Origin of the sequence: Paenibacillus sp. B-A-8 (assembly GCF_048572915.1) — a bacterium.
In the GTDB taxonomy this organism is placed as follows: Bacteria; Bacillota; Bacilli; order Paenibacillales; family Paenibacillaceae; genus Paenibacillus_AQ.
In genome coordinates this window covers 2,207,457-2,233,187 of the sequence record NZ_CP183882.1, presented here as the reverse complement: position 1 = coordinate 2,233,187, position 25,731 = coordinate 2,207,457, and the positions used below count along the sequence as shown (strand labels likewise).

The window sequence follows — 25,731 nt, the reverse complement described above, 5'->3', positions numbered from 1 at the left end:
AGGCGGTGGACAAGTTGAGCATAAAACATAATCCTCTCATGGTAAATCATCCCTGTCTAACAGACAAGTCTAATGCGAGCAATAAACAGAGCTCAGCCTTCGGCTGGTCATCTAAGAACTGGAGTGGCTACACTGTTACTGGCAGAAAAGGCGCTTTCAACCGCATTTCCGGTGAATGGATCGTCCCATACGTTAAACCAACCTACAAATCCACCTATTCCTCTGCATGGATTGGCATCGACGGATTCAAGAACAGCAGCCTTATTCAGACGGGAACAGGTCATGAATTCGTAAATGGGATTGCCCGTTACTACGCCTGGTGGGAAATCCTTCCTGACGCTGAGACTGTAATCTCTTTTCCAGTATACCCGGGAGATCATATGAAGGGTACTATCACGAAAATAAGCCACACAAAATGGTCTATCACACTCCGAAATTTAAGTCGAGATTGGGCCTTCCGAACGCTCCAGCGGTATACCGGTCCACAAACGTCCGGCGAATGGATAATGGAGGCTCCCGAGGTCGATGGTTCCATCGCAAAGCTGGCCCGCGTCTGTACAACCTATTTCAATTGCTGTCGAATTAACGGAAAACGGCCTAGGTTAACTCTTTCTAACGGAGGGATCATGGTCCAGAATAACATCACCGTTGCGGTTCCTTCCAGTCCAAGCCATCGAGGGGACTCTTTTAGCGTCAAACGTATATACTAACAGTTTGAATGGATTCAAGTAAAAAAAAGCTGCCTCACTTGTAGGTTTTCACTACATCTGAGACAGCTCTTATATTTTAAAATATATACTACGAATCAGGCAAAGCCAGTCGAGTACTACTCGATTGTGCTTACTTTTACCAAGTTAGTGGAACCGGAACGTCCAAGTGGAATTCCTGCAGTAATCACAACTAGGTCGCCAGCTTGAACCAGACCGGAATCCTTACCACCTTGGATTGCTGTTTCAAGCAATTCATCTGTGGAAGTAGCTACTTTACCGAATACTGGTGTTACGCCCCAAACGAGGGACAATTGACGCATAGTTCTTTCTTGTGTCGTAACAGCAATGATTGGTGCTTTAGGACGGTATTTGGAAACAACGCGTGCAGTATGACCTGTAACCGTCGAAGAAAGAATAGCCTTAGCGTTCAGATCCAAAGCGGAAATTGCAACGGATTGGCTGATCGCTTCTGTAACTGTAGTTTCTTGTGCAGTTTGTTGTTTCGAGAAAATTTCATGGTGATCCAGTGCGGACTCCGCTTTCTCAGCAATACGGGACATTGTAAGAACGGATTCTACTGGATATTTACCAGCAGCAGTTTCTCCGGAAAGCATGATTGCATCTGTTCCGTCGAAAATAGCGTTTGCTACGTCACTTGCTTCAGCGCGAGTAGGACGTGGGTTACGTTGCATAGAATCCAGCATTTGTGTAGCTGTGATTACTGGTTTGCCAGCAACGTTACATTTTTGAATCATCAATTTTTGAGCCAAAGGTACATCTTCAGCTGGGATTTCAACACCAAGGTCACCACGAGCAACCATCAGGCCGTCGGAAGCTTCTAGAATTTCATCAAGGTTGTCAACACCTTGTTGGTTTTCGATTTTGGAAATGATTTGAATGTGAGAAGCGTTGTTTTTCGCAAGCAGCTCACGAATTTCCTGAACGTCGCTAGCTTTGCGAACGAAGGAAGCGGCGATAAAATCGATGTCCTGTTCGATACCGAAAAGAATATCGTTGGTGTCTTTTTCCGTAATACCCGGCAAGGAGATGTTTACTCCTGGTACGTTAACGCCCTTTTTGCTCTTGATCGTACCACCGTTTACAATACGGGTCTTGATTTCTGTACCTTGAATGTCGACAACTGTCAAACCAATTAGACCGTCATCAATAAGGATAGTGGAGCCTACTTGAACATCATTAGGAAGCTCGCTGTACGTGATGGAAATACGTTCTTGGGTGCCAAGGATTTCTTCCGTAGTTAGTGTCAGGTACTCGTCCTGAACTAGTTCAATCGGTTCTACTTCCAACTTGCCTGTGCGAATCTCCGGTCCTTTTGTATCGAGCAGGATAGCAACAGTTTTGTTCAGTTCCTTAGATGCTTGACGGATCGTTTTAATCCGAGCACCATGCTCTTCAAAATCGCCGTGGGAGAAATTCAAACGGGCCACATTCATACCAGCCAAAATCAATTTTTTGATATTCTCCAACGATTCACTCGCAGGTCCGATCGTACATACAATTTTACTTTTCCGCATTAGGTTTTCCTCCGTTTTTTCGTTCTCTCTGTCTCACTTTTTCCAACTACAAAATCTACTACAAGGCTAACTAATTAAATAGGAACTTTGTCACATGTGCCTTTAACTACGCCCTTATGAATATTACTGCAACTTAGACACAAAATCAATGTTGTAGGCTCTTTTAGATGTAATTTGAGCTCGAATTATCTGAACGCACAAAAAAAATTAAAATAATCCCGGCATTGCGTCGAGATTATTTTAATTCCAATAAAATGTATAATTTACACTTAATTCAATATGGTCCACTAAGTATGGTTATATGTCTTAAAGTGCAAATGGCAACACCCTTCTTACAATTCAGATTCCACTTCTTCTTCAAGGAAAATCTGCTCCTGCTGGGCTTCAGCAAACTCACCGATTTTACGGAATTTACGGTAACGATCTTCTTTCAGCTCCGCACTATTCAGAGAAATCAGCTCCTGCAAGTGACGCCATAACGCATCCTTAATTGCAGCTGCTGTAGCCTCGTAATCACGATGTGCGCCGCCTTTTGGCTCAGGAACAATCTCTTCAATGACTTCCATTTCAAGCAGATCAGATGCCGTTATCTTCATGGCTTCCGCCGCTTGATCAGCCTTCGAAGCATCCTTCCATAGAATCGAAGCAGCCCCGTTAGGAGATATTACAGAATAGATGGCATGCTCCAGCATAAGCACTCTGTTACCCACTGCCAGTGCTAGTGCGCCGCCACTTCCGCCTTCTCCGATGACAACACAGATAACAGGAACACCAAACTGAGACATTTCACGCAAATTACGCGCGATCGCTTCAGACTGGCCTCTTTCCTCAGCTGTATTGCCTGGATATGCGCCTTTCGTATCCACGAAGGTAATAATGGGACGTTTGAACTTGTCCGCTTGCTGCATCAGACGTAGCGCTTTACGGAAGCCTTCAGGGTGTGCACTGCCGAAAAAGCGTAAAATATTTTCTTTCGTATCTTTACCGCGTTGCTGGCCAATGACCGTAACCGGGACGCCGTTCAGCTTCGCGATACCGCCTACAATAGCTAGATCATCCCCAAACATCCGATCTCCGTGCAGATCAATAAAATCTGTGAAGATCTGTCCCATAAGATCAAGTGAAGTCGGACGACCTTGATGTCTGGCTAGATGCATTTTTTGGGAAGGAGAGATATTAGAATACACTTCCTCCTCAAGCACACGGTACCGTTCTTCCAACCTTGCTACCTCATCCGTAAAATCAATACCCTTCTCTTCGCCAAACTGCTTTAGCTCGGCAATTTTCTTGCGCATTTCAACTAGAGGCATTTCAAAAGGCAACTCTCCTGCCAACCTAAAATCCCCCTTTCACATCATGCAATTCCAAAATTTTGGTCAGTGTAGCGCGCATTTCTTTACGGTGCACAACCATATCAATCAAGCCATGCTGCAGATTAAATTCAGCTGTCTGGAAATCATCCGGAAGCTTCTGGCGAATCGTCTGTTCAATGACTATACGTCCTGCGAAACCGAATACCGCTCCAGGCTCTGCAATAATAATATCCCCAAGACTAGCAAAACTTGCAGAGACTCCGCCGGTTGTCGGATCCGTAATTATAGAAATATAAAGGCCGCCCACCTCATTAAAACGAGCAAGGGCTGCACTGGTCTTCGCCATTTGCATAAGGCTTAAAATACTCTCCTGCATTCTCGCTCCGCCTGAAGTAGAGAAAATAAGGAGTGGAAGCTGCTTCTCCGTGGCTTCTTCAATCGCCCGGGTAATCTTCTCACCTACCACAGATCCCATACTGCCGGAGAAAAATTCGAAATTCATCACAGCTACGATCACTGGATGCCCGCCAATAGATCCCTGTCCCGTAATCACGGCATCAGTTTGTCCCGATTTTAGTTGCTGCTGCTCCAGTTTAGAAGCATAACCCGGGAATTTCAGCGGATCTATGGAATACATTTCACTGTCAAACTCAATAAAGCCCTCTGGGTCTAACGTCATAGCAATACGCTCAACAGCATTCAAGCGCAAATGATGACCACAAGTAGGACATACTTTTAGATTCTTTTCCAATTCCTTGCTATACTGGATCGTTCCGCATTTATTACATTTACTCATTAATCCTTCTGGAATTTCCCGTTTGGGGCGTTCGCCTTCTGCAGGCTCGCCGCTTCGCTCCAGACGTTCTGAAGGAATAGTCGCGTACTTCCGTTTCTTCTGAAATAAATCTTTGAACACACCCGCACCTCTTCAGCCGTTTATTTGCGTTATGCAGCTTGCCGCTGTCATGACTTTTCTCTTGATAGAAATTCAGGGATGCAGAATAAGATTAAGGACTTCCTGTACTTCCTCCAGTTCACCCGAAGGAACCAATATCTCAAACTGCTGCTTGGACATATTGATTGGACGGCATTTTACTAAAAAACCTTCTTCAGTCAGCTTACTCTTAATCATATCCGCCACTTTGGCGGTCGGCGCGATATATATTACCGTCCACATGCCTTGCAAGGCCTCCCCAATCTTAATTCCCAGCCGTATCCCGTATAATGGAATTATGATAACACAGTTTTCTTTTTTCCCGCAACAGGCGTAGGGCAAAGGAAGCAAGACTGAGGAACTCGTTCAAACGAAATAAATCGAGTCATTTATTCCGTGTCCGTGACTATAGGATATACTTTTGCTCCTTCATGCCGATGAGCAATTCTAGCAGAAGCAGCTGCAGCGATACCCGCCACAAGGTCATCCAAGAACACATGAATACTCCCCTTATCATCGTTCAATTCACCGATGATTCCAAGCTTTATTTTGTCCAAGTACCCAAATCCTGTAAGTCCGATCATCCCATATACCCCTGTGATACCAAGGGCTAGAGTCTCGTCCGCACCATAAAGTGATTCATCCGCCTCCATAACTGCCTGGAGCGGCTGCGGAAGCAGTCTTTTTTCTGCCAGTTCATCAAGTGCGATCCCCGTCATTAACGTGTACTGCACTTCTCTTTTTCCCAGAACAGATTTCACACTGGAAAGGCATTCTTCCTTGGATAAACCGGGATAATAAACAGATTGTAAAATATATACGATCTCAGCAATAGAAGAAAGTGATACGCCTCTACGTTCCAACAGATCGACTGCCATTTGATAGGACATGATGTCATTCCCCTTTCCGCCCAGGGATTCGCCCTGTGGTTTCCTAATGTATGCGGAAAAGGATAGAATTGTTCTTATTTTATTCTTACGGTACCTGCTCCCAGCATAGACTCGATAGCCGCGAACAGCTCCTGAGTAGGTTTGATCCGGTAGTTATCGCTAAGGGCCAGGAGCTTCTGATCCCGTTCGTAGAACAGAATCGTCGCTACTGGGCCTGGATGATTCTGCAGCAGCTCCTTCAAGCGCGACAGCTGCGCAGCATTCTCGGCGGCCGGCGTGATCTTGATAAAGACACGCTGGCCTGAGACCGGCGCTTGCGCAGCGGCCGGTGCAGGTGTTGCAGGCGCAGCTGCGCCGCCTGCAGGTCTGCCCGCGGGGCCAGTGACGGCCCCGCTAGCCCGCGAAGCAGGAGCGCCGCCGCGCGGCGGTGCTCCTGCTGAGGCCGAGCGTCCCGCGCTATAAGAGCGGGACGCGGCGGCACTACGGCGCTGCAGCAGGCCGCGGAGTGTCTCCGCGGAGAGCAGCGCCACTTCCTCGGCCAGCAGCTTGAAGCCTTCGTCCTCCTGCTGCACCTTGGCGCGCAAGGCCAGCAGCGCGCCCTTGGCAATCAAGCTGCGGCTTCGCTTCCACACCTCGGGGAAGAGCACGACTTCGCAGCGTTCGATCTGATCTTCCCATTCGATGAAGGCCATCGATTTTCCTTGCTTCGTCGTAATTTCCTTCACGGATACGACCATGCCGGCCGTAACCGTCTGACTCTCATCTGCGGCTTCACCGAGGTCCATCAGCCGCTGTATACCGGGCTCCTCAAGCAGCTCAGCGCTATCGTCGAGCGGGTGACCTGATAGATACAGCCCCAGCAGCTCACGTTCCATCTCCAGCTGCTGTCCTACTGTGAACTTAGGGATATCCGGATAGCGAATCTCCCAGTTTGGCGTTTCCACCAAATCGTCGAACAACTGGATTTGCAGCTCATCCCGCTCCTTGCGCCATTTCAGCGCGGCGTCAACGGTCTCGTCCAGCATAGCGAGCAGCTGGGCTCTATGACCCGGCAGACAGTCAAAAGCTCCTGCCTGCAGCAAAGACTCCACTACCCGCTTGTTGCAGACCCGCAGATCGACACGTCGACAGAAATCGAGCAGACTGTCGAACGGCCGTTCCTTACGGACCGACATAATATTCTCCACTGCTAACGTGCCGACATTCTTAATCGCCGCGAGCCCAAAGCGGATATGCCCTGTTCCCGTTTCTTCCCCTGGAACTGGGGTAAACAACACGCCGCTCTCGTTCACATCCGGCGGTAACACGCCGATGCCCGTGCGGCGGCAGTCCAGCACATACTCCGCCACCTTACGGTGGGTGCCCATTACAGCCGTCAGCATAGATGCCATAAACTGTACCGGATAATGCGCCTTGAGATATGCCGTCTGGAAAGCCAGTACGCCATAAGCCGCCGCATGCGCACGAGGGAAACCATAATCGGCAAACCTTACAATCATATCATAAACGGCATTCGCATCCGCTTCGTTATATCCTTGCTGCAAGCTCCCCTGTACAAAATGGCTGCGTTCCTTATCCAGCGTCTCACGTTTCTTCTTAGAGACCGCTCGCCGGAGCAGATCCGCTTCACCAAGCGAGAATCCGGCCATAAGCGAAGCAATCTGCATAATCTGTTCCTGGTACACAATAATCCCATAGGTATCCGCTAATATAGATTTCAAATCAGAATGTGGGTACTCTACTTCAATCTGGCCGTGCTTTCCTGCTATATATTTCGGGATAAATTCCATTGGACCCGGACGATACAGCGCTAGAACCGATACGATATCTTCAAAACCATTAGGCTTCAAATCCTTCAGCACACGTCTTACACCCGCCGATTCCAGTTGGAAGACCCCAGTCGTCTCCCCTGCACCTAGCATTTCATACGTAAGGGGATCATGATCTGGTATCGTTTTGAAATTCGGAACACTGCCACTCATTTCTTTAATCGAATTCATACAGCGTTCGATAATCGACAAAGTACGCAAGCCCAGAAAATCCATCTTCAGCAGCCCGACACTCTCCAAATGCTCCATAGAGTACTGAGTTAAAGCTGTACTTTCGTTACCTTCCTGGAGGGGTACAGCATCAGTTAGCGGACCTTTGGAAATGACAACCCCGGCAGCATGTGTCGAAGCATGACGAGGCATCCCTTCCACCTTCATTGCCATATCCAGCAAGCCCTTGATCTTCGGATTACTGTCATACAGCGCTTTAAGGTCTGGAGTAGTCTCTAGTGCTCTAGCGAGGCTGATGCCTAGTTGTCCTGGGATGAGCTTGGCAGCTTTGTCTACTTCGTTATAAGGTAAATTCAGCACCCTGCCCACATCACGAACCGCAGCCCGTGCAGCCATGGTTCCAAATGTAATAATCTGTGCCACATGTTCTTTGCCGTATTTCTCCACCACATAAGCGATAACCTCATCACGGCGCTCATCACTAAAATCGATATCAATATCCGGCATCGTGATCCGTTCTGGATTTAAGAAACGTTCAAAGAGCAAGTTATACTTAAGCGGATCAACATCCGTGATTCGTAGGGAGTAAGCGGTAAGACTCCCCGCGGAGGAACCCCGGCCCGGTCCTGTAGCAATCCCCTGACGATGACAATAAGCGATAAAATCCCACACAATTAGAAAATAATCGCTAAATCCCATACTCTCGATGACACCAAGCTCATAGGCAAGACGCTTCTCAGCAGTCTCTCTTTGCTCAGGCGATACCCATAGTGGTGTGTCAATATATCGTTCTTCAAGCCCCCTAAAGCATAACTCACGCAAATATGCAGCAGAGTCCATACCTTCCGGAATCGGTGAATAAGCAGGCAGAATATGTTGACCGAAGGTAAGCTCCAGATTACATTTTTCTGCGATCAGTAGCGTGTTACTAATAGCATCAGGCACATGCGGGAATAACGCCGCCATCTGTTCACTGCTTTTTAAAAATAACTGATCTGTTCCGATCTTGAGCCGTTCCTCATCATCCACAGTTTTACCTGTTCCAATACAGATCAGAACATCCTGTACCTCTGCATCTTCCTTAGCTAAATAATGAACGTCATTCGTAGCTACGAGTGGGATATCACAGGCCTTGGCAAGTGCGATCAGCTTCGGATTTACTCGCTTTTGCTCGGAAATTCCGTGATCTTGAAGCTCCAGGTAGAAGTCTTCGCCAAAAATCTCCTTATATCGCAGCGCAGCCTTTCGCGCTTCATCATCTCTTCCATGCAACAGATGCTGCGGCACTTCGCCGCCTAGACATGCACTAAGGCATATGATCCCCTCCGAATGAGCGGCCAGAACCTCCATATCAATACGAGGTTTATAGTGATGGCCTTCCAGATGGCCGATAGAGATCAGCTTCATCAGATTCTTGTAGCCGGTTTCATTCTTGACGAGCAGAATCAGGTGATAAATCGGTTGATCTTTGCGACTGCCCCGCTCTCGGCGAGAGCCTGCGGTTAAATAAGCTTCACAGCCTATAATCGGCTTGATTCCATTCTCTTTACACGCTTTATAAAAGGGGATCGCCCCATACATCACTCCATGATCCGTAAGCGCCAGCGACTTCATGCCGTATTCGCCGGCCCGGCGCACGAGATCGGTAATGCGCGCCGCCCCGTCCAGTAAACTGTATTCGCTGTGCACATGCAAATGCACGAAAGGGCTCATCATCCCACTTCCTTTCTACTACAAAAATCAAACATAAATAGTTGTTCAAAAAGTCCGCTTTTGATCACGAAGTAACCCAAAAAGCTTACTCAACATCGAATATTGAATTCAGGCGAAATTTCCGGTGTTCACGTAGCTTCCGCTACGACCGCTCCTCATTTTCTACCCTCTTTCAGTCTTCCCGGTGCTAAAAGCCGTACTTTTTGAACTCGCACTATAAGATGAAACTATTTTATCATATTAAAGGGGGACCCGCCCATAGAATGGATTAAGAGCACATGGACAGGCAACGTTTATAGATGCCTCGTCCGGGAAGGGGCCTTTATGAGCATTTTTATGAGCAAAGCGATCCTCGATTTCTTTATCGCCTTCGGCATCGTACTTGGCGGAGCTATGGTCGGTGGAATCGGCGCCGTTGTCTCCCTGCAACCACCGACGCAAACGATGCTAGATGTAGCAGACCGGATTAAAATATGGGCACTTGCCGCCGCTGTAGGGGGTACTATGGACCCTTTACGGGTCATTGAAAGCAACATGATTGGGGGCAACCTTTCCCCTGCCATCAAGCAAATCATGTATATTGCCTTCGCTTTTCTCGGAGCCCATATGGGCAGTGAGCTAGTAAAATGGGTGTGCGGCAGGGGGTAACGACAGTGAGAGTTCCACCATTCAGTCGTTTTCGTAGATTCACTCAAATTTCCGCTATATTCATGCTAGGGATCGTCGTGGGAGCCGTCATATACAACGCCATATACCATGTTGGATATAATGTGTTATGGCTGAATAATGCAGACCTGCGTGTACAGATCGAGCAATATCAAGAGGATATTAAAACACTCAAAAAATATAATAATACCTCTACGGTAATCAGAGAAATCAAAATTCGATCGGAGGAAAGCAAAGCCCAATCAGAAGGCTCAAACCCAGTTGACCCCGTAACTTTAAAATTAATACTTAGCGAAATACGATCAGATCTGGAACCGATGCGCGGCCGCAGCATGTTCGATATTGACACAGACAGTAAACTGGTTAGGCTGCTCCTGGATGGTAAACTTTACATTGTGCGTGAGAAGGAATACTCTGTCAAAATCCGGACGATGCTCGTCATGGAAGGCGTTTTGCAAATCTGGGTGGAAATCAGTCCTTTTAAGCGCAACTAACAACAATCGTATGATACAATAATGGACAGACAAAAGTGGAAATTACTTCAAGGCTTTTGCACGACATGATAAAGGAGCTGGCTGTCCATGGTTTTATTTATCAAATACTTATTGTTTATCCTGCTGGTGGTCTTTGTAATCGGTGCCGCTGTGTACAGCTTATCCTCTCGCCGTGCCTTAAATCCCCGAGTTAAGGGGCTAAAACGCTCCGTTATGAATGTGATGCTGGGCGCAATGCTCGTAACGCTGTCCCTAATTTCCATGTTTCTGTTTCGCGGCTCCACCGTTAATATTATTGTTGAAGCTGCCTTTCTTCTGATCGGTGTGTTCAACATCTTCTCAGGACTGCGTAGCTATAGCTATTACAGCCGCAGCCAAGAGCAGCATCAGTCGAAAGCCTAGGCTTTAGTCTTCATAGGATTGCAAGAATAAAATAGACTACCCTCATTATTATCCTCGAGGGCAGTCTATTTAGCATGTTTATCACTCGTCGTGTCTTAGCCGTGGTCAATGGATTGCAGCATTAGAACAGCTTTCGCTACCAGGGTATCTGAATAGCTGATCTCTATTTCTAGCTTACAAGTACGGCGACTAATCTCGAGCAGTCTCGGCATTACAATAATCGCGTGTTCGATCTGTACTGGCCGGATAAAATAGGTAGACATATTATCTAAGACATAGTCATTTCCTGTTATATCCTTAGCAGCCTTAAACGCTGAGAGCGTCATTAGCGTAGACAAGACACCTTCAGAAATGGTTCCTAGGTCAGTCGCCATCTGAGGAGTAATGAAGCCATGAAAAAACAATCGTCCCTCTTCATCCCGCTCATCCGCAAAGCCGTTCCAGATGAGATGATCGAAGGTCTCACCAAGCTGTGGAGTGTTACGGACATCTCGCAGACTTTGCAGCACTTCTTTACGAGTTAGGGAGCCCACCAATTTGCGGTTACGGTCTACAATAGGTAGGAAATCGACGCCTTCCCACATCATGATCTGCGCAGCTGAGGCTAGTGAGGTATGCAGTGCAGCGGTAACCGGACTCCGAACCATAGCCTTTTCAATACTTTGCCCTTCTGTCAGGTCCTCTACTTCACGTCGTCCGATAATGCCAATCACTCGGTTCCATTCATCCGTAACGGGAAAACGTTGCTCTCCAGTCTCCTCTGAAATCTGCCGCAGCTCACCGACGGTGCTTGAAATTTTCAACGTATTCAGACGCGGTTTGCTGTCGACAATATCCTCTACAAGCATGATTTTTTTCTTAATCAATCTATCAAAAATGGCACGGTTAATCATTGATGCCACAGTAAACGTGTCATGTCTTGATGAAATGATAGGGAGGTCCAGCTCGTCCGCTAACGCCTTAACTTCACGGCTTGTCCCGAAGCCACCTGTAACGAGAACTGCCGCACCTTGCTCTAGCGCCAAAGAGTGAACATCATCACGGTTACCTACAATGAGCAGGCTGTCTGCGTCTATATAACGAATCATCGCGTCGACCTTCATCGCACCGATTACATATTTATGAAGATGCTTACTCAGTCCGCTAGCCCCGCCAAGAACATGACCCTCAACAATATCAACCACGTCCCCAAACGTCAGCTGTTCAGAAATGTTACGAGGCTTTTTTTCTACACGTACTGTACCAATCCGTTCCTTCGTGATGACAATTCCAAGATTCTCAGCTTCCTTCACTGCACGATATGCAGTTCCCTCGCTGACTAACATTTCTTTTGCAAGCTTACGAACAGATATTTTGGAGCCTACCTTAAGACTTTCAATATGCTGCAGCAGTTGCTCGTGTTTAGTAATTGCATCGCCTTGACCTTCCAACTGTTACACCCCCGTACTCCGATCTGTACTATACTGTACTCAGTATACACGGAGAGAATGGCACAGTACAACCGATTCATAAGCATCGGATTCGAATTTAACTGCCCGCACACAATCTATAATCAAGGAAATTATTACAATATATTAGATCTGATAATCGCTTGAAACACCTACTTTGCCAAATGGGATAATTCTGCAGACGCTATAAACTTCACGTGATATCCGTTTCCTTTATTTAGCAACCTTTTCCTCTTTTTTATAGTCTGAGAGTTAGAACATGCGTAAAGGAGAAATGCGAATATGAACAAGATTGCTTTAATACTTTTTACCATTATTTTGTTTTTAATAGGACTGGTCGGCTGTGGAAATACGGGAACCGAAGTCAAACAAACAGATCGAATAGAGCTGGATGCACAAAAAATAGTTTCCATTAATTTAATAGAAAAAGATCATCCAGTGGCGACTATCTCTGAAGCATCCTCCTTCAAACGATTCGTTCAAGCTATAACTACTGCTGAATATGATAAAGGACAACTAGATATTGCTCCCGGCGATTACAGAACCACTGTGAACATGAAGGATGGCATAAGTTATGAATTCTCTTTTTGGATTGGCGAAAGTAACAGTGGATTACTCATTCAATCCGGACAAATGGGCCACTATCGTCTTTCAGATACCAGCAAAAAGGACCTGTTGGACTTGTTTCAATCGACTCTTAAAGAAGATAAAAACTCTCCAGCAGACTCTATTAACCCACAGCCCCCTAATGTTCAAGTTACTGTTGGCGGTGAGCAGTTCGATGCCATTCAAGGCTCTTATTGCTGGAACGAGTATGGTAAAGGCGTGTGTGTAGATGTAGCTTCATACGATCAATTGGTTACCAAACAGAAGGTACATCCCAAGGCCATCAGCCGCGATCAGGTAGAACTCAAATTCTCATCTGCACCCAAAGAAATAGAGGTTATGGCTTCATTTCCTGGTGAGGAACGTCCGGACGAAGCTCTTTCCGTGGATAACAACAGCTTTCAACTCGCAGCAGGTAGCGGCAGACATCTGTATATTATCCAAGCAAGATGGCCTCAGGGGAGCGCCAGTTATGTATTTGAAGTAGAGTGCTCGTCATCGGTCAGTAAAAGTAATCCGTTTGTTAGACAAACTGGGTAGACAATAGAGCATAGACCCTTAAGAAAAAAAGGTAAAATATGTTATACTGTAAAGGTGAAAGGGGATGACTTTATGCAATTTCTTTTTATACTTGCGGTTCTCGTTCCTGCGGTGTGGTACTACGCGGCTCTTGGTAAACGAATATCTGCAGAAGAAAAGAAAGCTGGAAAAGATCTCTCAGATGAGATCAATCCTTTTACAGGTGCACGATAAATTTAATCCCCCTGCGTTCGCGGGGGGATTCTTAAAGCCCACTGGCTTTAGCTAGTGGGCTTTTCTGTGATTCTAGGGCATTTATGCACCTCTTTACGCTAATTCGGCGCTTTTTCCAAGATTCTAGGGCATTTATGCACCTCTTTACGCTAATTCGGCGCTTTTTCTGGGATTCTAGGGGATTTATGCACCTCTTTACGCCATTTCGGCGCTTTTTCCAGGAATCTAGGGCATTTATGCATCTCTTTTTGCCAGCCTGGAGCTTTTCCCCTGAAACTCAAATCTAGTCACTAATGGATTTAACCCCACTTCTATGATCTTTGTGTAACTCTAGTTTCTTCATTCCATTTGGACTGCCATTGTTCCAGTTTTGCTTTTCGCACAGCTTCTAAACGCTTGGTCTTCTCCTCATCAACACCAATTATGAAATGCAGATGTGCCGCAATGACCATAAAGGCGAAAAGTGACCAGATCACTCCAAAACCAAATACCCAACTAGGCCCATTCGCTAGCGATAACTTCGGCAGAGCATACAAAAGCATGGCCAACGCCAGCACCAGATAGACACCATGTTTAAACTTGTTTCTTTTTCTCATTACTAACAACTCCTTCGCAGACAAGATATTCGATTGAATCTATATCTCTACTCTATGAACTTGAAGTCCTTAATATGAGACAAGTCCACAAAAATATACTTTTACTCAAAAAAATATAAAATAGTACGCATTTATGTAGCTAGCAAAGCTTATATATGAGATGATAATTTCATTTAGGGGGCGATTTAGACTTGAATACAACTTATACTCATACCGAATACATAATTCGAAAAAAGGTATTTTCGATCATGGGTGCGAAACTTCATATTTATGATAATACGGAGCAACTTGTACTCTATTCACAAATGAAAGCATTCAAGCTGAAAGAGGATATTGCGCTGTATACGGACGAGAGCATGAATAAGGAGCTATTGCGAATCAAAGCCCGCAGTGTGGTCGATTTTAGCGCAACTTATGATGTGCATGATACGGAGACTGGCGAGCACATCGGTGCACTGCGCCGTAAGGGACTCAAATCTATTTTGAAAGATGAATGGATGATTCTTGATCGTCATGATCAGGAAATCGGAAAAATCAAGGAAGATAGCACCGCGATGGCTTTACTCCGCCGCTTTATCTCTATTATCCCTCAGAAATACAATATCGAGATGGATGACACTACGATTCCGGCCTTCAAACAGAACTTCAACCCATTCGTTACAAAAATCATGGCTGACTTCTCCGAAGATCCCAAGGGAATGCTTGATCGCCGCCTAGGTTTGGCTGCTGGTATTCTTCTTTGCGCAATCGAAGGTAAGCAAGATTAGTTAGTTTACTCCTACGCTAGTCACAAGAATAAAGAGGATGTTTCCAATGCCAAATGGCTTCGGGAACATCCTCTTTAGATTGAACTGATGAAACTTTTCAAGCGAGTGCTCGCTTAATAAAAGCGTTTATTCGCCATACAATTGCGACAAGCTCTCGGTAATGATCTTGTTTACATCCTCGATTACAACGCTCAGACGGCGTTCTGCATCGAACAGACGGCGAATCCCAAGATTCATGTTAAGCACCTCGAATAATTTCTCCATTTTCTCCATTTCTTCCTGTGGAGGCATATCTCCGCTCATCATCCGTTGTTGAAGCTCCATTTGGCCGTTGCGGAAATTGTCGAGCATTGCTTTGGCATCTGGATCTGTTTCCACCAGTTTCATCGCATTGGTGATATCTGCTACCTCAGTGCTTTCTTTAATGGCTTTCGCCAGTTCATGTGCTTTGTCGTGAATACTCATTATAATTCCTCCTAAAAGTTTTGTTAGCATTCGCTTCCTGGCTTACTTCGTACAAAACTCACCTCGGAAGCTTACGCTTAAGTTTTGTTAGCATTCGCTTCCTGGCCCACTTCGTACAAAACTCGCCTCGGAAGCTTACGCTTAAGTTTTGTTAGCATTCGCTTCCTGGCTTACTTCGTACAAAACTCGCCTCGGAAGCTTACGCTTAAGTTTCCAAATATTGATTCATCCCATGCTTGTTTCGCTTCTTGGATCAGACTTATGAAATGATGTGGCAAGGTTTTTAAAGAGTAGGTCAATCACCAAGGGTCATCTGTCTCCATATGATGAATGATATGTAACCCTTAGCTACCAAATTGCCGGCATCATGCTGCCTACCGGAAGGAGATCCACGATGTCCCAATTCAAGATCCCGGTCCATACGGTCCACTCGGGCATCCTGCAGGAAAACGCTATAATGCTTGGCGAACGATCCATGAAAAGACTCAAAATCCCGGCTCACGGAACGCTCCAGCTGGCTTTCGGCTCTTTCCGGCAGGAGGTTACCATTATCCCGGCTCCCAAATCCGACAGCCTGCGTGTAAGCGAAGGACTGGCGCGGCGGACCGGATGGAAACATCGGCAAACCCTCAACGCCTCTTACAGCTCCGTAAGTCGTACCTTGCGGCTTGGACCGTTGATCGGTGTACTCGTCAGTCGTGACCATCCAGATAATCTCGACAGGCTTTTTGGACCCATTACCATGTTCTGCCGAGAATTAACAAATGCCTGCCACGTACAAGGCGCCTATGTATATTTCTTTACCCCGGAAGCGCTCGAAACAAGCAGCACTTCCATTCAGGGCTGGGTATACAACGAGGGTTGGAGGAAAATGAGTCTGCCCATCGCCGATGTAATCAACAATCGGCTAACGACGCGAAAGGTGGAGAATAAACCTAGCGTACAGCATTTTTTGGCGGATGTAAAATCACGGTATGGAACGCATTTCTTCAACGAAAAATTTCTTGACAAGACAGAAGTATTTGAAGCTTTAGCGCAAGACCCTTCATTGAAGCGGTATTTACCGGAATCGCATGCTTTAAACGGTTTTGCTGTTGTAAAGAAGATGTGTAGCCAATACCCAAGCGTGTTTCTAAAGCCTGTACGAGGCAGTCTCGGCAAAGGCATTCTCCGAATCTCCAAAGATGAAGGCGGAGGATACCGTTTGTTATCTACTACCTCTATAGGTACACGCAAGCAAAGCTACCCGACTTTAGCTAAACTGTACCAGTCTATTGCTCCCAAGATGAAGACAACGCGCTACCAGATTCAACAAGGATTGCCTTTGATGGAGCTCGGTAAGCGTCCTGTAGATTTTCGAGCACTTGTACAAAAGAATGGTACCGGAAAATGGGGGGTTACCTCCATTGTCGCTCGTACCGCTGGGAGCAATCATTTCGTCTCCAATCTAGCAAGAGGTGGCAGTCTCAGTACTGTCCGTGAAGCCGTTAGCAAGAGCAGCCTTCCTTTAGGTACCAAGGATAGCGTACAGCTTCAGCTTCCAAGAGCAGCACTTGCCATTGCAAGAGGAGTAGAAACCTTTATCCCTGCTCATTTCGGAGAGCTCGGAATCGATCTGGCACTGGATCAATCCGGACGAATATGGCTCTTGGAGGTTAACTCCAAACCTTCCAAGAACGATAACACACCGCTAAACGATCAAAAAATCAGACCGTCCGTCAAGCAAATGATTCTGTATTGCCGCTATTTGGCCGGTTTATAAGGAGGACACAATGACTGAAACAGCTATGGGGTTCCTCGGCATTATGACGGGCCGTCGCCACGGGAATCCTCCGATTTCCGAGCCAGAATTTTGCAGTCATTTATGCCGTGCAGCTCCGCGATATAATCTTAAAGTCCTCGTGTTTCATCCGGACGGAGTAGCGTCAGACGGGTCATCTATAACCGGTTATACATGGAAAGACGGAAGCTGGCACAATACGACCTCTACACCACCGGATATCATTTATAATCGTTGTTTTTACAATAGTCCGAAAGAAAGAAAAGAAGCTTCGTCTGCACTCTCTTTCCTTCACCGATCACTACCTTGGTCAAGAGGTTTACCTGATAAATGGGGCGTATACGAGATCTTGAAGCGCAACCGAAGAGCAGCTATTTTACTGCCGGAAACTGTTCTTTATACCGGTACACGCAAGTTAAGCAATATGCTCGCCGAAAGAGAATACGGGGTCTTCCTAAAACCCAAAGCAGGCTCTCACGGCAAACGTACATTGCATGCCATACTGCAGAACAGACGCTCTGGAGGAGGCATAAGAGTACGAGGGCGTGATGGGACAAATACACCCTTTCAATATGTATTCAGCTCGCAGGATGAAGGACTGAACTGGATTCATGAATTTATCGGCACACGCCGCTATATTATACAGCCTTATCTGCACCTAACTAATCGTAAGGGGCAACCGTTCGATGTGCGTGTATTGATGCAAAAGAATGGCCTCGGCCGCTGGGATCTTACTGGCATGGCCGTTCGGCTGGGTAATCATGGTTCACTGACTTCGAACCTGCACGGCGGTGGAACTGCGGTTCCTCCTTTGCCCTTTTTGCTTGCAGAATATGGTCAGGACGGAAAAGACATCATGCAGGAGCTTGCTACAGAAGCTGCATACTTGCCTCCTCTTCTGGAGGCCGCATGCGGTAGGCTTGGAGAACTCGGCCTAGATTTCGGTATTGATTCGAGCGGTCGGATTCATTTACTAGAAGCAAATTCCAAGCCAGGGCGCACGGTATTCCGGCTGACGGGCGACCGCCGGGCTGCTAAGCTCGCCGCCGAGAATCCACTGTCTTATGCGCGCCATCTGCTACTCACACAGCGACGGATACCATCCCTATCTACGGACAGCTCCGTTATAAACGGGAGAATGATAACAATGGTTCCTAAGGAGGATTCATAAATGAGTCTCACTTTTTGCAATGTGCATTTCACTAAGCAGCCCCAAAGAGTTGTATATGTATCAGGTGCACTGATGAAAAGCTTGAAATTAACCGGGAAAAAGAACATTCGCCTTAGACTCGGTAAAGATGCCATCCCGACCATGATCAAGCCCATCAAGCGCGCCGGAAATCATCTATTCCTCGCCACTGGTGTAAAGAGTGCTATCAAGGTTCCGAAATCTGGTGGTATCTATTTACGCAATCTGCAAAACGACGAGGTACAGCTTGGACCTTTAGTCGGTGTATTGTCCGATGGGCCAGCATCTTCAAATCAACCCTTCGGTTCCCGCACTGGCTTTATAAAGCAATTGCTGCGGGAAGGCAGTAACAAATGTTATATATTTGCCTTTATGCCACGTGATATCAACTGGCAGCAGGAGCAGGTCTATGGTTATTTCTTAACCGCAGGCGGCAAATTCGAGCGTAAAATGGTTCCGCTCCCTGATGTTGTCTACAATCGGCTGCCCAGTCGGAGAGCTGAAACCTCACCATATATCAACCAGCTTCGCGAACGCTTTATGCGCAAGAAAATCCCTTACTTCAACTGGAGCTTTTTCAATAAATCCGATATCTACCGGCTGCTAGAGAATGACGGGGCTGCAAACCGTTACGTCCCTGAAACACACAGCAATCCCTCTTCCGAAAAAATGAGAGAAATGCTGGATCACCACCATTTTGTATATTACAAACCTTCCGCAGGTAGCCTGGGTCACGGGATTTACCGACTCACCTATCTGCCGAAAAAAGGGTATTTTGCCCGCTACCGCAAGGGTGGTAAAAACGTACTTCTGCGCTTCACTACCTTTGAAAGCCTCATGCGTATGCTTCGATCACGACACGGTCAAGGCCTGCAGAATTATATCGTCCAACAAGGAATACGTTTGATTGAAATTGATGGCTGCCCCATTGATTTCCGATTCCATATGCATAAAAACGGGAGTAATCAATGGATTGTTGTCGGCATAGGCGCTAAAAAAGCCGGCCGAGGCAGCGTCACCACTCACCTCAAAAATGGGGGGGCTTTGCTTACACCTGGGCAGGCGCTCGGGCGTGTATTCGGCGCCAGAGCAGATGAAGTCTTGCAGCGTGCGAAGAGTACAGCCATTAAACTGGCAGAATCCTTAGAAATCCAGCATCGTCATTTGCTCGGTGAAATCGGCTTTGATCTCGGCATTGATCAGGATGAAGACATCTGGATGTTCGAGGCCAACGCCAAACCAGGACGTTCCATCTTCCGTCATCCCTCCCTGCGCGCTGAGGGCAAAGCTTCCATCGAGCACATTCTGGAGCATTGTCTATACCTCAGCAAATTCCGCAGGAGGGATGAGATGTGAGCACGCATATTCCGGATGAAACAAAACCCGTTATTGCCATACTGACAACCAGTGACAAAATAAGACATTTTAATGGCAACCGCAATAACTTCCGGGACATCATTCGCACAGGCAAGGAAATGGGATTTCTTGTCTACGTCGTCACTGTCCGTGACTTAAAGCTTGAGGAACGGATGGTGAACGGATATGTCCCATCATCCAACGGAAAAATATGGTACAGCATTCCTGTACCTCTTCCACAAATTATCTATAATCGAATTCCTACCCGTGAGGATGAGGAGAAACCTGCTGTCGTACGCAAAATAGCTCAATGCCTGGAGCATCCAGGCATTAAGCTTTATAATCCGTATTTTTTTAATAAATGGAATCTCTTTGAATGGCTGAAAGGCTCACATGCTACCTCTAAGCATGTTCCAAAAACCAGACGTCTACGCAGCGCAAACACACTTACTGCCATGCTAAATAATCACACCAGCCTCTACCTAAAACCGGAGAGCGGCAAAGCCGGTAAAGGCATTATGCGTTTAAAATACCGTGCTGAGACCACTTTGCCCTATCGGCTGCAAATTCAAAGCGGCAAAAAAAATGTGACATACAAAGCCGCCTCTATAGAGCGCCTCTGGGCACGAATCGGAAAGGAAAAGGGTACCTCGCGTTACATCGTACAGCAGGCCATTGAGCTGGCGACTCACCGAGGACGACCATTTGATCTGCGTGTACTTCTGCAGAAAAACAGCAGAGGAGGCTGGGCGATGACCGGCATAGGTGCGCGACTAGCTGGTGCCCGCAGTATCACCACGCATGTACCACGCGGCGGCAGTATTGAGGAGCCCTCCAGTATGCTGGAAAGCACATTTGGAACCGAAAGAGCCGCCTCCATTCTAAAAAGCGTACCTACAACTGCTCTGTTAATCGCCAGACAAATTGAGAGAGCCTCTGACACTATGCTCGGGGAGATGTCCATGGATCTCGGTGTAGATGAGAACGGAGGACTCTGGTTCTTTGAGGCAAACTCACGGCCGATGAAATTTGATGAGCCTGCGATTCGCAAGCTTTCATTGGAGCGAATCTTTCATTATGGCCAGCACTTAGCACGACATGCCAAGTAGAATTCATTAAAGGATGTGACACAGCATGCAGATATCCTCCATCTACGACACTGATGCTAAAAAGTGGAAATCGCGGCTAACCGGACTGCTTGAGTTTATAAGAGAACACGGAGAGCGGCGCATTACAAACCAAGCTTGTAAGGTACTGGCCAAATTAACTCCAGATCAGTTGTCAGAGCCAGGTGTCTCGCTGCTTGTCGCTACCGTACGCGGTCAAAATGGTCGCCAGCTAGCAGGAGTAAGCTTCGTATCCGGTTTCGGGGAAGAAGCCTGTCTCGTTACCGTGCATCCCTTATACCGGAATAAGCATACCGGCACCGCCCTGATGACCGCCCAGTTAAAGCGCTTAGGCCGTCTAGAATGCAGTGTTGCCAGCGATAATACAGCCAGTCTGAAAATGTGCTTCAATGTTGGCCTTGCCGCAGTGGCGCTTACTAGTGGCCCTACTGGCAAGCCAACTTTATTGATCAGATCACCGCAGAATACCGTCAGTACTACCATTTCTCCACAAGAAGGTGAACTCCTGTGCCAGAGCCCGTCTTAGGCATTCTCACTTTGTATATCAATGAAGCCAAGCAGCTTGAAGAAAAGGCCGTGTACCGGAGAATGATCATTGAGGGTAGTCGAATCGGTTTGGATGTTTTTGTGTTTACCCCCATGGATGTCCATCCCAGCAAAGAGCAAATCCATGCCCTTGTCTATGATCCCAAGAGCGGAAAATGGTCTCGCAAATGGCGTTCCTTCCCGAACATGATTTATGATCGTTGCCGTATCCAGCGCAGCGCTCGCTTTGAACAATTGCTTCGTTTCCGTGAACGCTATAAACATCTGCTGTTTCTGAATCGTCCACTGCGCAACAAATGGACCATTCATCAAACGTTCTCACAAAAAAGCAGGTTCCGGCAGCATATGCCAGAAACTTTGCTATATCAATCCTCTGCCGATCTACACCGGATGTTAAAACAGAATCCCGTGCTCTATGTCAAGCCAGCAAACGGTACAGGTGGACGCGGTATCCTTAGAATTGAGCGGGTAAAGAACAGTAAAGGGGTCTTTGATATTCAAGGCCGTCGCCAAGATCGCCGGATTATTCCACCCCGAAAGGTCTCTTCCACAAGATTGGATTCCATTGTTCGACAATGGTGTATCGGTGGACGATTCCTCGTCCAGCAGGGTATCCCGCTGCGTCTGCCTGGCGGACGTTTCCATGATTATCGTATGCTCGTTCAAAAGAATGGGCAAGGGGTCTGGGAACTGACTGGTATGGCCGCTAGGGTCGGTGCAGCCCGAAGCGTAACCTCCAATCTTCACGGGGGTGGGCATGCCGTTCGAGCTGAAACGCTGCTAAAGGAATGGCTGGGTAGTCAGGATAAAACCGATAAGGTTATGAAAACCGCAGAGCGATTAGGACTTGATGCCGCAGCCTTCCTGGAAGACAGCTTTGGAGCCTTATGTGAGCTTGCACTAGATCTCGCCATTGATCGAGAAGGAAAAATCTATGTGCTGGAGGTTAATCCAAAACCTGCCCGTGAAGTGTTCGCACGTTCAGGGGACGGCAACACGTATCGTAAAGCACTGGTGCGTCCTTTGGAATATGCGTTATGGCTGTATAATAATAAAGGTGCTCCAGCCTCAGCTAAGACTACTGAGGAATAAATTGATACTCAACAACAAAACGACCGCCTCTCTGCAATATGCAGAAAGTGCGGTTGTTGTATGACTTCTGATGTTCTGAGGAACTTATATTAGAAAAAATCGTTGTATTGAAGATTTTGATTAGCTGAGCCAAGGCGTTAGAAAAAAGAAGAGTATAGTGGTACCCACACAAATATGGAGCAAGAGCTGTAAGTCCTTTTCTAATAGATGTTTTATAAACAAAAGATAGCTCACGATACACAACAAAAAAACAGCAATATAAAAAAATAAGGAATCATAATGAGTAACTATAAATAAGTCTCCGCCACCAATAGAAAAGACTATACCTATTACTAAAAACCACATGCCCACTCCAAGTGCAGCGCTTAAAGCAATAAAAAGGAAGCTCATTATCATTTTTTATACTCCTTTAACATGCTTCTCGATTCCTTATCATCACATAGGAATAACCCCTTTCCATGATCTATCGGATCATTCCCTTTGTTTATGTATATCTTTTTAGCTTTGAGCTATTCCTGCATCTGCATTTAGAACCTTAACATTAAAAAAGGCAACCCTCTGCTTAGATGAGGTTTGCCTTTTATTCTTTTACCAAATATAAATCGCGATATTCCTATTCGCTAACCAATGCGTTGTCGTAAAAGTCTATCAACTCATCAAAGGAAGTGATAATTACATCGGAGCCCTTCAGCTCATCCTGACGGCCAAAACCTGCATACGCACAGCCGATGACGGTTTGAGCATTTCCCTTACCTGCCTCCACATCGGACGAGCGATCGCCTACCATCCAGGCACTCTTGATTCCATGATTGTCCAGCAAAATGCGTAGCAATTCTGTCTTCGTAGCAGTGCCTTGACCACCCGCACTATACAATCCTTCAAATAACTCTTTAAGCTCATGCACCACAACTATACTGTGAATGTATTCCTCCAGCCCATTACTAGCCACAAACAATCGTACTCCACGCTCTTTTAGAGCAGTCAGTGTTTCGACCACCTGAGGATACAGTAACGTCCCACCTGCTTCAAGTCCTTCGACCTCAAGCTGCAATAGCAGCTCATCTGCACGGCGGTGCACCGCCTCATCGGCATCAGGCATAACCTTCTTCCAAATGTCTGCCAGCAGCATCCCTAAACTGCTTAGAATACGCTCTTCCGGTGGCGTTGGTCCTACATATAGTCCCTCTTCCCGCAAAATATCGAACATTTTATGATATGCAGGTAATAAAAGACTTTCAGTCTGGAACAATGTTCCATCCATATCAAAAACAATCGCTTCCGGCTTGTTCAACACCGAGTGAACTGCATTCAGCTCTGTTCCTTGTACCTCATTACTCATCTGTTGTTCCTCCCCATTCTCTTTTGCTTCAGGTAAGCACATTCATCTGCACGAAATTTCCAGTACAAGCCCTATGATATATGAAACCACTTCGGAATGTCCATGCTCTCCATTTTTCTTGTTGTAGTTTATATTTCAACATGTTATATTACAACTTGTAATATAACATGTTGAAATATAAAGGAGAGATAACCATGTCACGTCCAATAATCATGCACTTCCTCAAGCAGCCTGCTACCATCGTCGGGATTATAACTGCACTGTTGTTCCAAGTCTTTTTCAGCTTAATCTGGATTACAGGGTATGACCATGTAACTGATCGGGTAGATCGGTTGCCAATTGCTATTGTGAATGAGGATGGTGCGAATGCTCAGCCTGTAGTCGATGGCATTACCCAGTCCCTTCAGTTCGTAACCAGACAGGACCTTCCACTAAAAGCTGCCAAGGAAGCCCTTGAGCATAGAGAAATCCGCATGATTATCAATATTCCACAAGGGTTCACCGGAGCCATTAGTAATCCATCCGGAAAGACCGAACTCCGTTACCTCGTAAATGAATCTAACCCGCAGATGGTTAGCAATGTTATGCAGACTGTAGCGCTTAAAGTCACGGCTGCCATGAACACTCAAAGCAGTAATACAGCACTAAACAAAACCCTCGAAGCTATGAAGCTGCCGCAAGCACAAGCAGAGATCATCAAAAGTGCGGCAAGCAGCCGAATCTCTGCAAACGTTGAAGTCATCAATCCCACAACTAATTTTGCACAAACTATGGTTCCGTTAATGATTGTTACTGCCTCCTTTACCGGAGCTATGCTACTCGCCATGAATCTACAAAAAGCTTCTTCCAACTTATCGGATCAATTTGGTAAATGGGATCGCTTTGCAGCCCGGTTCGCCATTATGGGTGCAACGGCTGTACTAACATCTCTAGTGGGGACTATCATGGTTAACTCACTCGGAATCCACTCCAACCATGGGTTTCTCCTCATGTGGCTGTTCGAATTCACTGTGATTCTCTCCTGCATGATTCTTGCACAGTTCAGTCTGCTGTTACTCGGCGACGCTGGCGCCTGGCTAAATATCGCGCTTCTTTCCATACAAATGTTGGCTTCCGGAGCAACGATTCCTCGTGATGTGCTTTCTCCTTTTTATAGCTGGATCGGTCCCTTTTCACCTGCTTACTACGCGGTAAATGGCATGCTCGACCTAGTTATCGGAGGCAATGGTGTATGGAAAGATATGTTCTATCTACTCTGCATTGGTGCAGCAATAGCTGGATTAAGCATTATCCTAACCTTCATTCGCAAGGAAACTCTGTTATCACAAGAACAAGAGCCCGTACCAGCAAATGCGTAATTATTTAGTTTGCCTCCTTGGTTATGCCTTTTCAAATTGAGAGCGAAATGCAGTTGTGATATGGTAGGAGGTGAAAGAGAGGAGCGACAACGATTAATGAATATACAAGATGTCATTCTAGGGATATTAAGTGAAAAACCTCATTCGGGTTATGAGATAAAACGGCATTTCGAGGAATACTTTTCTTTTTTCTTTGATGCCAGCTACGGCACCATCTACCCCACCCTGAGCAAGATGGAGAAGCTGGACCTAATCACCAAAGAATCCATACGGCAGGAAGGCAAACCTGACAAAAATGTATTTACCATTACCCGTGCCGGCTTAGATCAGTTCCATGCTTACTTGCAAGCACCGGCTGAAAAGGAAGTTCTGCGTTCAGACTTTTTTATGCATCTGTATTTCGGAGATAAGACCGATAAAGAGAATATAGATAATCTACTTCGACAAGCATTGATAGAAAAGCAGGCAATGTACGATGATCTTTATCAGAAATTAAAGCAGCTAGATTGCAAACTGTCCCCTTACCAAAAGCTGTGTATGGAATTGGGCCTTGTGCAATATGAAGCCTTTATCCAAAAAATTCAAAGTGTGCTGGAGTCTGAATAAGGATCGTGTGGGCAGTAAGTTTCCTATTATTCTAGGGGATTTGCTG

Annotated in this window: 26 protein-coding genes; 15 read left to right on the top strand and 11 right to left on the bottom strand. The window is 46.4% G+C overall.

Annotation, left to right across the window (positions count from 1 at the left end):
* The first annotated feature begins 14 nt into the window (after nucleotides 1–14).
* Nucleotides 15–710, top strand: a complete 696-nt coding sequence (locus ACN6MV_RS09575; protein ID WP_419886224.1) for a G1 family glutamic endopeptidase — start codon at nucleotides 15–17, stop codon at nucleotides 708–710.
* 116 nt (nucleotides 711–826) lie between these two features.
* On the opposite strand, the gene pyk is transcribed toward ACN6MV_RS09575, so the two are convergent.
* From pyk to ACN6MV_RS09545, 6 genes are all read right to left on the bottom strand, one after another.
* Entirely contained in the window at nucleotides 827–2,245 is a 1,419-nt protein-coding gene (gene pyk / locus ACN6MV_RS09570; protein WP_076121506.1) for a pyruvate kinase, read from the bottom strand.
* Nucleotides 2,246–2,577: 332 nt separating this feature from the next.
* Entirely contained in the window at nucleotides 2,578–3,579 is a 1,002-nt protein-coding gene (locus tag ACN6MV_RS09565; protein WP_419886223.1) for an acetyl-CoA carboxylase carboxyltransferase subunit alpha, read from the bottom strand.
* Between the two features lies 1 nt (nucleotide 3,580).
* On the bottom strand, nucleotides 3,581–4,474 hold the full coding sequence (gene accD, locus ACN6MV_RS09560; protein WP_076121509.1) for an acetyl-CoA carboxylase, carboxyltransferase subunit beta: 894 nt from the start codon (nucleotides 4,472–4,474) through the stop codon (nucleotides 3,581–3,583).
* A gap of 72 nt (nucleotides 4,475–4,546) precedes the next feature.
* A complete protein-coding gene (locus ACN6MV_RS09555) occupies nucleotides 4,547–4,735 on the bottom strand; it encodes a hypothetical protein (protein ID WP_042125966.1) in 189 nt (62 codons plus the stop codon).
* Between the two features lie 146 nt (nucleotides 4,736–4,881).
* Nucleotides 4,882–5,382: a phosphatidylglycerophosphatase A gene (locus tag ACN6MV_RS09550; RefSeq protein WP_042125964.1), complete on the bottom strand. Its 501-nt coding sequence runs from the start codon at nucleotides 5,380–5,382 to the stop codon at nucleotides 4,882–4,884.
* Nucleotides 5,383–5,456: 74 nt separating this feature from the next.
* Nucleotides 5,457–9,095: a DNA polymerase III subunit alpha gene (locus tag ACN6MV_RS09545; protein WP_419886733.1), complete on the bottom strand. Its 3,639-nt coding sequence runs from the start codon at nucleotides 9,093–9,095 to the stop codon at nucleotides 5,457–5,459.
* A gap of 324 nt (nucleotides 9,096–9,419) precedes the next feature.
* On the opposite strand from ACN6MV_RS09545, the gene ACN6MV_RS09540 reads away from it, so the two are divergent.
* From ACN6MV_RS09540 to ACN6MV_RS09530, 3 genes are all read left to right on the top strand, one after another.
* On the top strand, nucleotides 9,420–9,743 hold the full coding sequence (locus tag ACN6MV_RS09540; protein ID WP_042125960.1) for a YtrH family sporulation protein: 324 nt from the start codon (nucleotides 9,420–9,422) through the stop codon (nucleotides 9,741–9,743).
* Nucleotides 9,744–9,748: 5 nt separating this feature from the next.
* Nucleotides 9,749–10,255, top strand: a complete 507-nt coding sequence (locus ACN6MV_RS09535; RefSeq protein ID WP_042125959.1) for a DUF4044 domain-containing protein — start codon at nucleotides 9,749–9,751, stop codon at nucleotides 10,253–10,255.
* 87 nt (nucleotides 10,256–10,342) lie between these two features.
* A complete protein-coding gene (locus ACN6MV_RS09530; RefSeq protein WP_042125957.1) occupies nucleotides 10,343–10,657 on the top strand; it encodes a YtpI family protein in 315 nt (104 codons plus the stop codon).
* 95 nt (nucleotides 10,658–10,752) lie between these two features.
* Here the strand turns inward: ACN6MV_RS09530 and ACN6MV_RS09525 are convergent, their stop codons facing one another.
* The gene (locus ACN6MV_RS09525) at nucleotides 10,753–12,087 is read right to left on the bottom strand and encodes a DRTGG domain-containing protein (RefSeq protein WP_042125955.1); all 1,335 of its coding nucleotides are present in this window, start codon (nucleotides 12,085–12,087) and stop codon (nucleotides 10,753–10,755) included.
* Nucleotides 12,088–12,387: 300 nt separating this feature from the next.
* Here ACN6MV_RS09525 and ACN6MV_RS09520 point away from each other — a divergent pair, with 300 nt between their 5' ends.
* Both ACN6MV_RS09520 and ACN6MV_RS09515 read left to right on the top strand, forming a co-directional pair.
* Entirely contained in the window at nucleotides 12,388–13,251 is an 864-nt protein-coding gene (locus tag ACN6MV_RS09520) for a hypothetical protein (RefSeq protein ID WP_419886222.1), read from the top strand.
* A gap of 72 nt (nucleotides 13,252–13,323) precedes the next feature.
* Nucleotides 13,324–13,464, top strand: coding sequence for a hypothetical protein (locus ACN6MV_RS09515; protein ID WP_167348493.1), 141 nt, complete (start codon nucleotides 13,324–13,326; stop codon nucleotides 13,462–13,464).
* 311 nt (nucleotides 13,465–13,775) lie between these two features.
* On the opposite strand, the gene ACN6MV_RS09510 is transcribed toward ACN6MV_RS09515, so the two are convergent.
* A complete protein-coding gene (locus ACN6MV_RS09510; protein ID WP_042125953.1) occupies nucleotides 13,776–14,060 on the bottom strand; it encodes a hypothetical protein in 285 nt (94 codons plus the stop codon).
* 191 nt (nucleotides 14,061–14,251) lie between these two features.
* Here ACN6MV_RS09510 and ACN6MV_RS09505 point away from each other — a divergent pair, with 191 nt between their 5' ends.
* On the top strand, nucleotides 14,252–14,827 hold the full coding sequence (locus tag ACN6MV_RS09505; protein ID WP_042125952.1) for a hypothetical protein: 576 nt from the start codon (nucleotides 14,252–14,254) through the stop codon (nucleotides 14,825–14,827).
* Between the two features lie 126 nt (nucleotides 14,828–14,953).
* Here ACN6MV_RS09505 and ACN6MV_RS09500 read toward each other — a convergent pair whose 3' ends face one another.
* A complete protein-coding gene (locus ACN6MV_RS09500) occupies nucleotides 14,954–15,292 on the bottom strand; it encodes a YlbF family regulator (protein ID WP_042125949.1) in 339 nt (112 codons plus the stop codon).
* A gap of 394 nt (nucleotides 15,293–15,686) precedes the next feature.
* On the opposite strand from ACN6MV_RS09500, the gene ACN6MV_RS09495 reads away from it, so the two are divergent.
* From ACN6MV_RS09495 to ACN6MV_RS09470, 6 genes are read left to right on the top strand one after another with little or no spacing between them, the layout of a single operon-like run.
* Complete coding sequence (locus tag ACN6MV_RS09495) at nucleotides 15,687–17,054, top strand: YheC/YheD family protein (protein WP_042125948.1); 1,368 nt, start codon at nucleotides 15,687–15,689, stop codon at nucleotides 17,052–17,054.
* 10 nt (nucleotides 17,055–17,064) lie between these two features.
* Entirely contained in the window at nucleotides 17,065–18,243 is a 1,179-nt protein-coding gene (locus ACN6MV_RS09490; RefSeq protein WP_375102439.1) for a YheC/YheD family protein, read from the top strand.
* Complete coding sequence (locus tag ACN6MV_RS09485; RefSeq protein ID WP_042125945.1) at nucleotides 18,244–19,617, top strand: YheC/YheD family protein; 1,374 nt, start codon at nucleotides 18,244–18,246, stop codon at nucleotides 19,615–19,617.
* A complete protein-coding gene (locus tag ACN6MV_RS09480) occupies nucleotides 19,614–20,726 on the top strand; it encodes a YheC/YheD family protein (protein WP_076121529.1) in 1,113 nt (370 codons plus the stop codon). The genes ACN6MV_RS09485 and ACN6MV_RS09480 overlap by 4 nt, the downstream gene beginning before the upstream one ends.
* A 25-nt stretch (nucleotides 20,727–20,751) precedes the next feature.
* The gene (locus ACN6MV_RS09475) at nucleotides 20,752–21,270 is read left to right on the top strand and encodes a hypothetical protein (protein WP_076121531.1); all 519 of its coding nucleotides are present in this window, start codon (nucleotides 20,752–20,754) and stop codon (nucleotides 21,268–21,270) included.
* Nucleotides 21,252–22,382 carry a YheC/YheD family protein gene (locus tag ACN6MV_RS09470; protein WP_042125939.1) on the top strand — a complete coding sequence of 377 codons (1,131 nt, stop codon included), beginning with the start codon at nucleotides 21,252–21,254 and terminating at the stop codon, nucleotides 22,380–22,382. The genes ACN6MV_RS09475 and ACN6MV_RS09470 overlap by 19 nt, the downstream gene beginning before the upstream one ends.
* A gap of 120 nt (nucleotides 22,383–22,502) precedes the next feature.
* On the opposite strand, the gene ACN6MV_RS09465 is transcribed toward ACN6MV_RS09470, so the two are convergent.
* Both ACN6MV_RS09465 and ACN6MV_RS09460 read right to left on the bottom strand, forming a co-directional pair.
* The gene (locus tag ACN6MV_RS09465; protein WP_076283332.1) at nucleotides 22,503–22,778 is read right to left on the bottom strand and encodes a hypothetical protein; all 276 of its coding nucleotides are present in this window, start codon (nucleotides 22,776–22,778) and stop codon (nucleotides 22,503–22,505) included.
* Nucleotides 22,779–22,995: 217 nt separating this feature from the next.
* Entirely contained in the window at nucleotides 22,996–23,721 is a 726-nt protein-coding gene (locus tag ACN6MV_RS09460) for an HAD family hydrolase (protein ID WP_042125935.1), read from the bottom strand.
* Between the two features lie 194 nt (nucleotides 23,722–23,915).
* Here ACN6MV_RS09460 and ACN6MV_RS09455 point away from each other — a divergent pair, with 194 nt between their 5' ends.
* Together ACN6MV_RS09455 and ACN6MV_RS09450 are read left to right on the top strand one after the other, a co-directional pair.
* Nucleotides 23,916–25,079, top strand: coding sequence for an ABC transporter permease (locus ACN6MV_RS09455; RefSeq protein WP_076121087.1), 1,164 nt, complete (start codon nucleotides 23,916–23,918; stop codon nucleotides 25,077–25,079).
* Nucleotides 25,080–25,175: 96 nt separating this feature from the next.
* Nucleotides 25,176–25,685, top strand: a complete 510-nt coding sequence (locus ACN6MV_RS09450) for a PadR family transcriptional regulator (RefSeq protein WP_076121088.1) — start codon at nucleotides 25,176–25,178, stop codon at nucleotides 25,683–25,685.
* The last annotated feature ends 46 nt before the right edge of the window (nucleotides 25,686–25,731 follow it).

What these genes read in the sequence shown, in the direction of transcription:
- pyk (WP_076121506.1), bottom strand. Translation starts at nt 2,245, where the DNA reads ATGCGGAAAAGTAAAATTGTATGTACGATCGGACCTGCGAGTGAATCG.
- ACN6MV_RS09555 (WP_042125966.1), bottom strand. Translation starts at nt 4,735, where the DNA reads ATGTGGACGGTAATATATATCGCGCCGACCGCCAAAGTGGCGGATATG.
- ACN6MV_RS09550 (WP_042125964.1), bottom strand. Translation starts at nt 5,382, where the DNA reads ATGTCCTATCAAATGGCAGTCGATCTGTTGGAACGTAGAGGCGTATCA.
- ACN6MV_RS09545 (WP_419886733.1), bottom strand. Translation starts at nt 9,095, where the DNA reads ATGAGCCCTTTCGTGCATTTGCATGTGCACAGCGAATACAGTTTACTG.
- ACN6MV_RS09540 (WP_042125960.1), top strand. Translation starts at nt 9,420, where the DNA reads ATGAGCATTTTTATGAGCAAAGCGATCCTCGATTTCTTTATCGCCTTC.
- ACN6MV_RS09530 (WP_042125957.1), top strand. Translation starts at nt 10,343, where the DNA reads ATGGTTTTATTTATCAAATACTTATTGTTTATCCTGCTGGTGGTCTTT.
- ACN6MV_RS09520 (WP_419886222.1), top strand. Translation starts at nt 12,388, where the DNA reads ATGAACAAGATTGCTTTAATACTTTTTACCATTATTTTGTTTTTAATA.
- ACN6MV_RS09515 (WP_167348493.1), top strand. Translation starts at nt 13,324, where the DNA reads ATGCAATTTCTTTTTATACTTGCGGTTCTCGTTCCTGCGGTGTGGTAC.
- ACN6MV_RS09510 (WP_042125953.1), bottom strand. Translation starts at nt 14,060, where the DNA reads ATGAGAAAAAGAAACAAGTTTAAACATGGTGTCTATCTGGTGCTGGCG.
- ACN6MV_RS09500 (WP_042125949.1), bottom strand. Translation starts at nt 15,292, where the DNA reads ATGAGTATTCACGACAAAGCACATGAACTGGCGAAAGCCATTAAAGAA.
- ACN6MV_RS09495 (WP_042125948.1), top strand. Translation starts at nt 15,687, where the DNA reads ATGTCCCAATTCAAGATCCCGGTCCATACGGTCCACTCGGGCATCCTG.
- ACN6MV_RS09490 (WP_375102439.1), top strand. Translation starts at nt 17,065, where the DNA reads ATGACTGAAACAGCTATGGGGTTCCTCGGCATTATGACGGGCCGTCGC.
- ACN6MV_RS09485 (WP_042125945.1), top strand. Translation starts at nt 18,244, where the DNA reads ATGAGTCTCACTTTTTGCAATGTGCATTTCACTAAGCAGCCCCAAAGA.
- ACN6MV_RS09475 (WP_076121531.1), top strand. Translation starts at nt 20,752, where the DNA reads ATGCAGATATCCTCCATCTACGACACTGATGCTAAAAAGTGGAAATCG.
- ACN6MV_RS09465 (WP_076283332.1), bottom strand. Translation starts at nt 22,778, where the DNA reads ATGATAATGAGCTTCCTTTTTATTGCTTTAAGCGCTGCACTTGGAGTG.
- ACN6MV_RS09460 (WP_042125935.1), bottom strand. Translation starts at nt 23,721, where the DNA reads ATGAGTAATGAGGTACAAGGAACAGAGCTGAATGCAGTTCACTCGGTG.
- ACN6MV_RS09455 (WP_076121087.1), top strand. Translation starts at nt 23,916, where the DNA reads ATGTCACGTCCAATAATCATGCACTTCCTCAAGCAGCCTGCTACCATC.
- ACN6MV_RS09450 (WP_076121088.1), top strand. Translation starts at nt 25,176, where the DNA reads ATGAATATACAAGATGTCATTCTAGGGATATTAAGTGAAAAACCTCAT.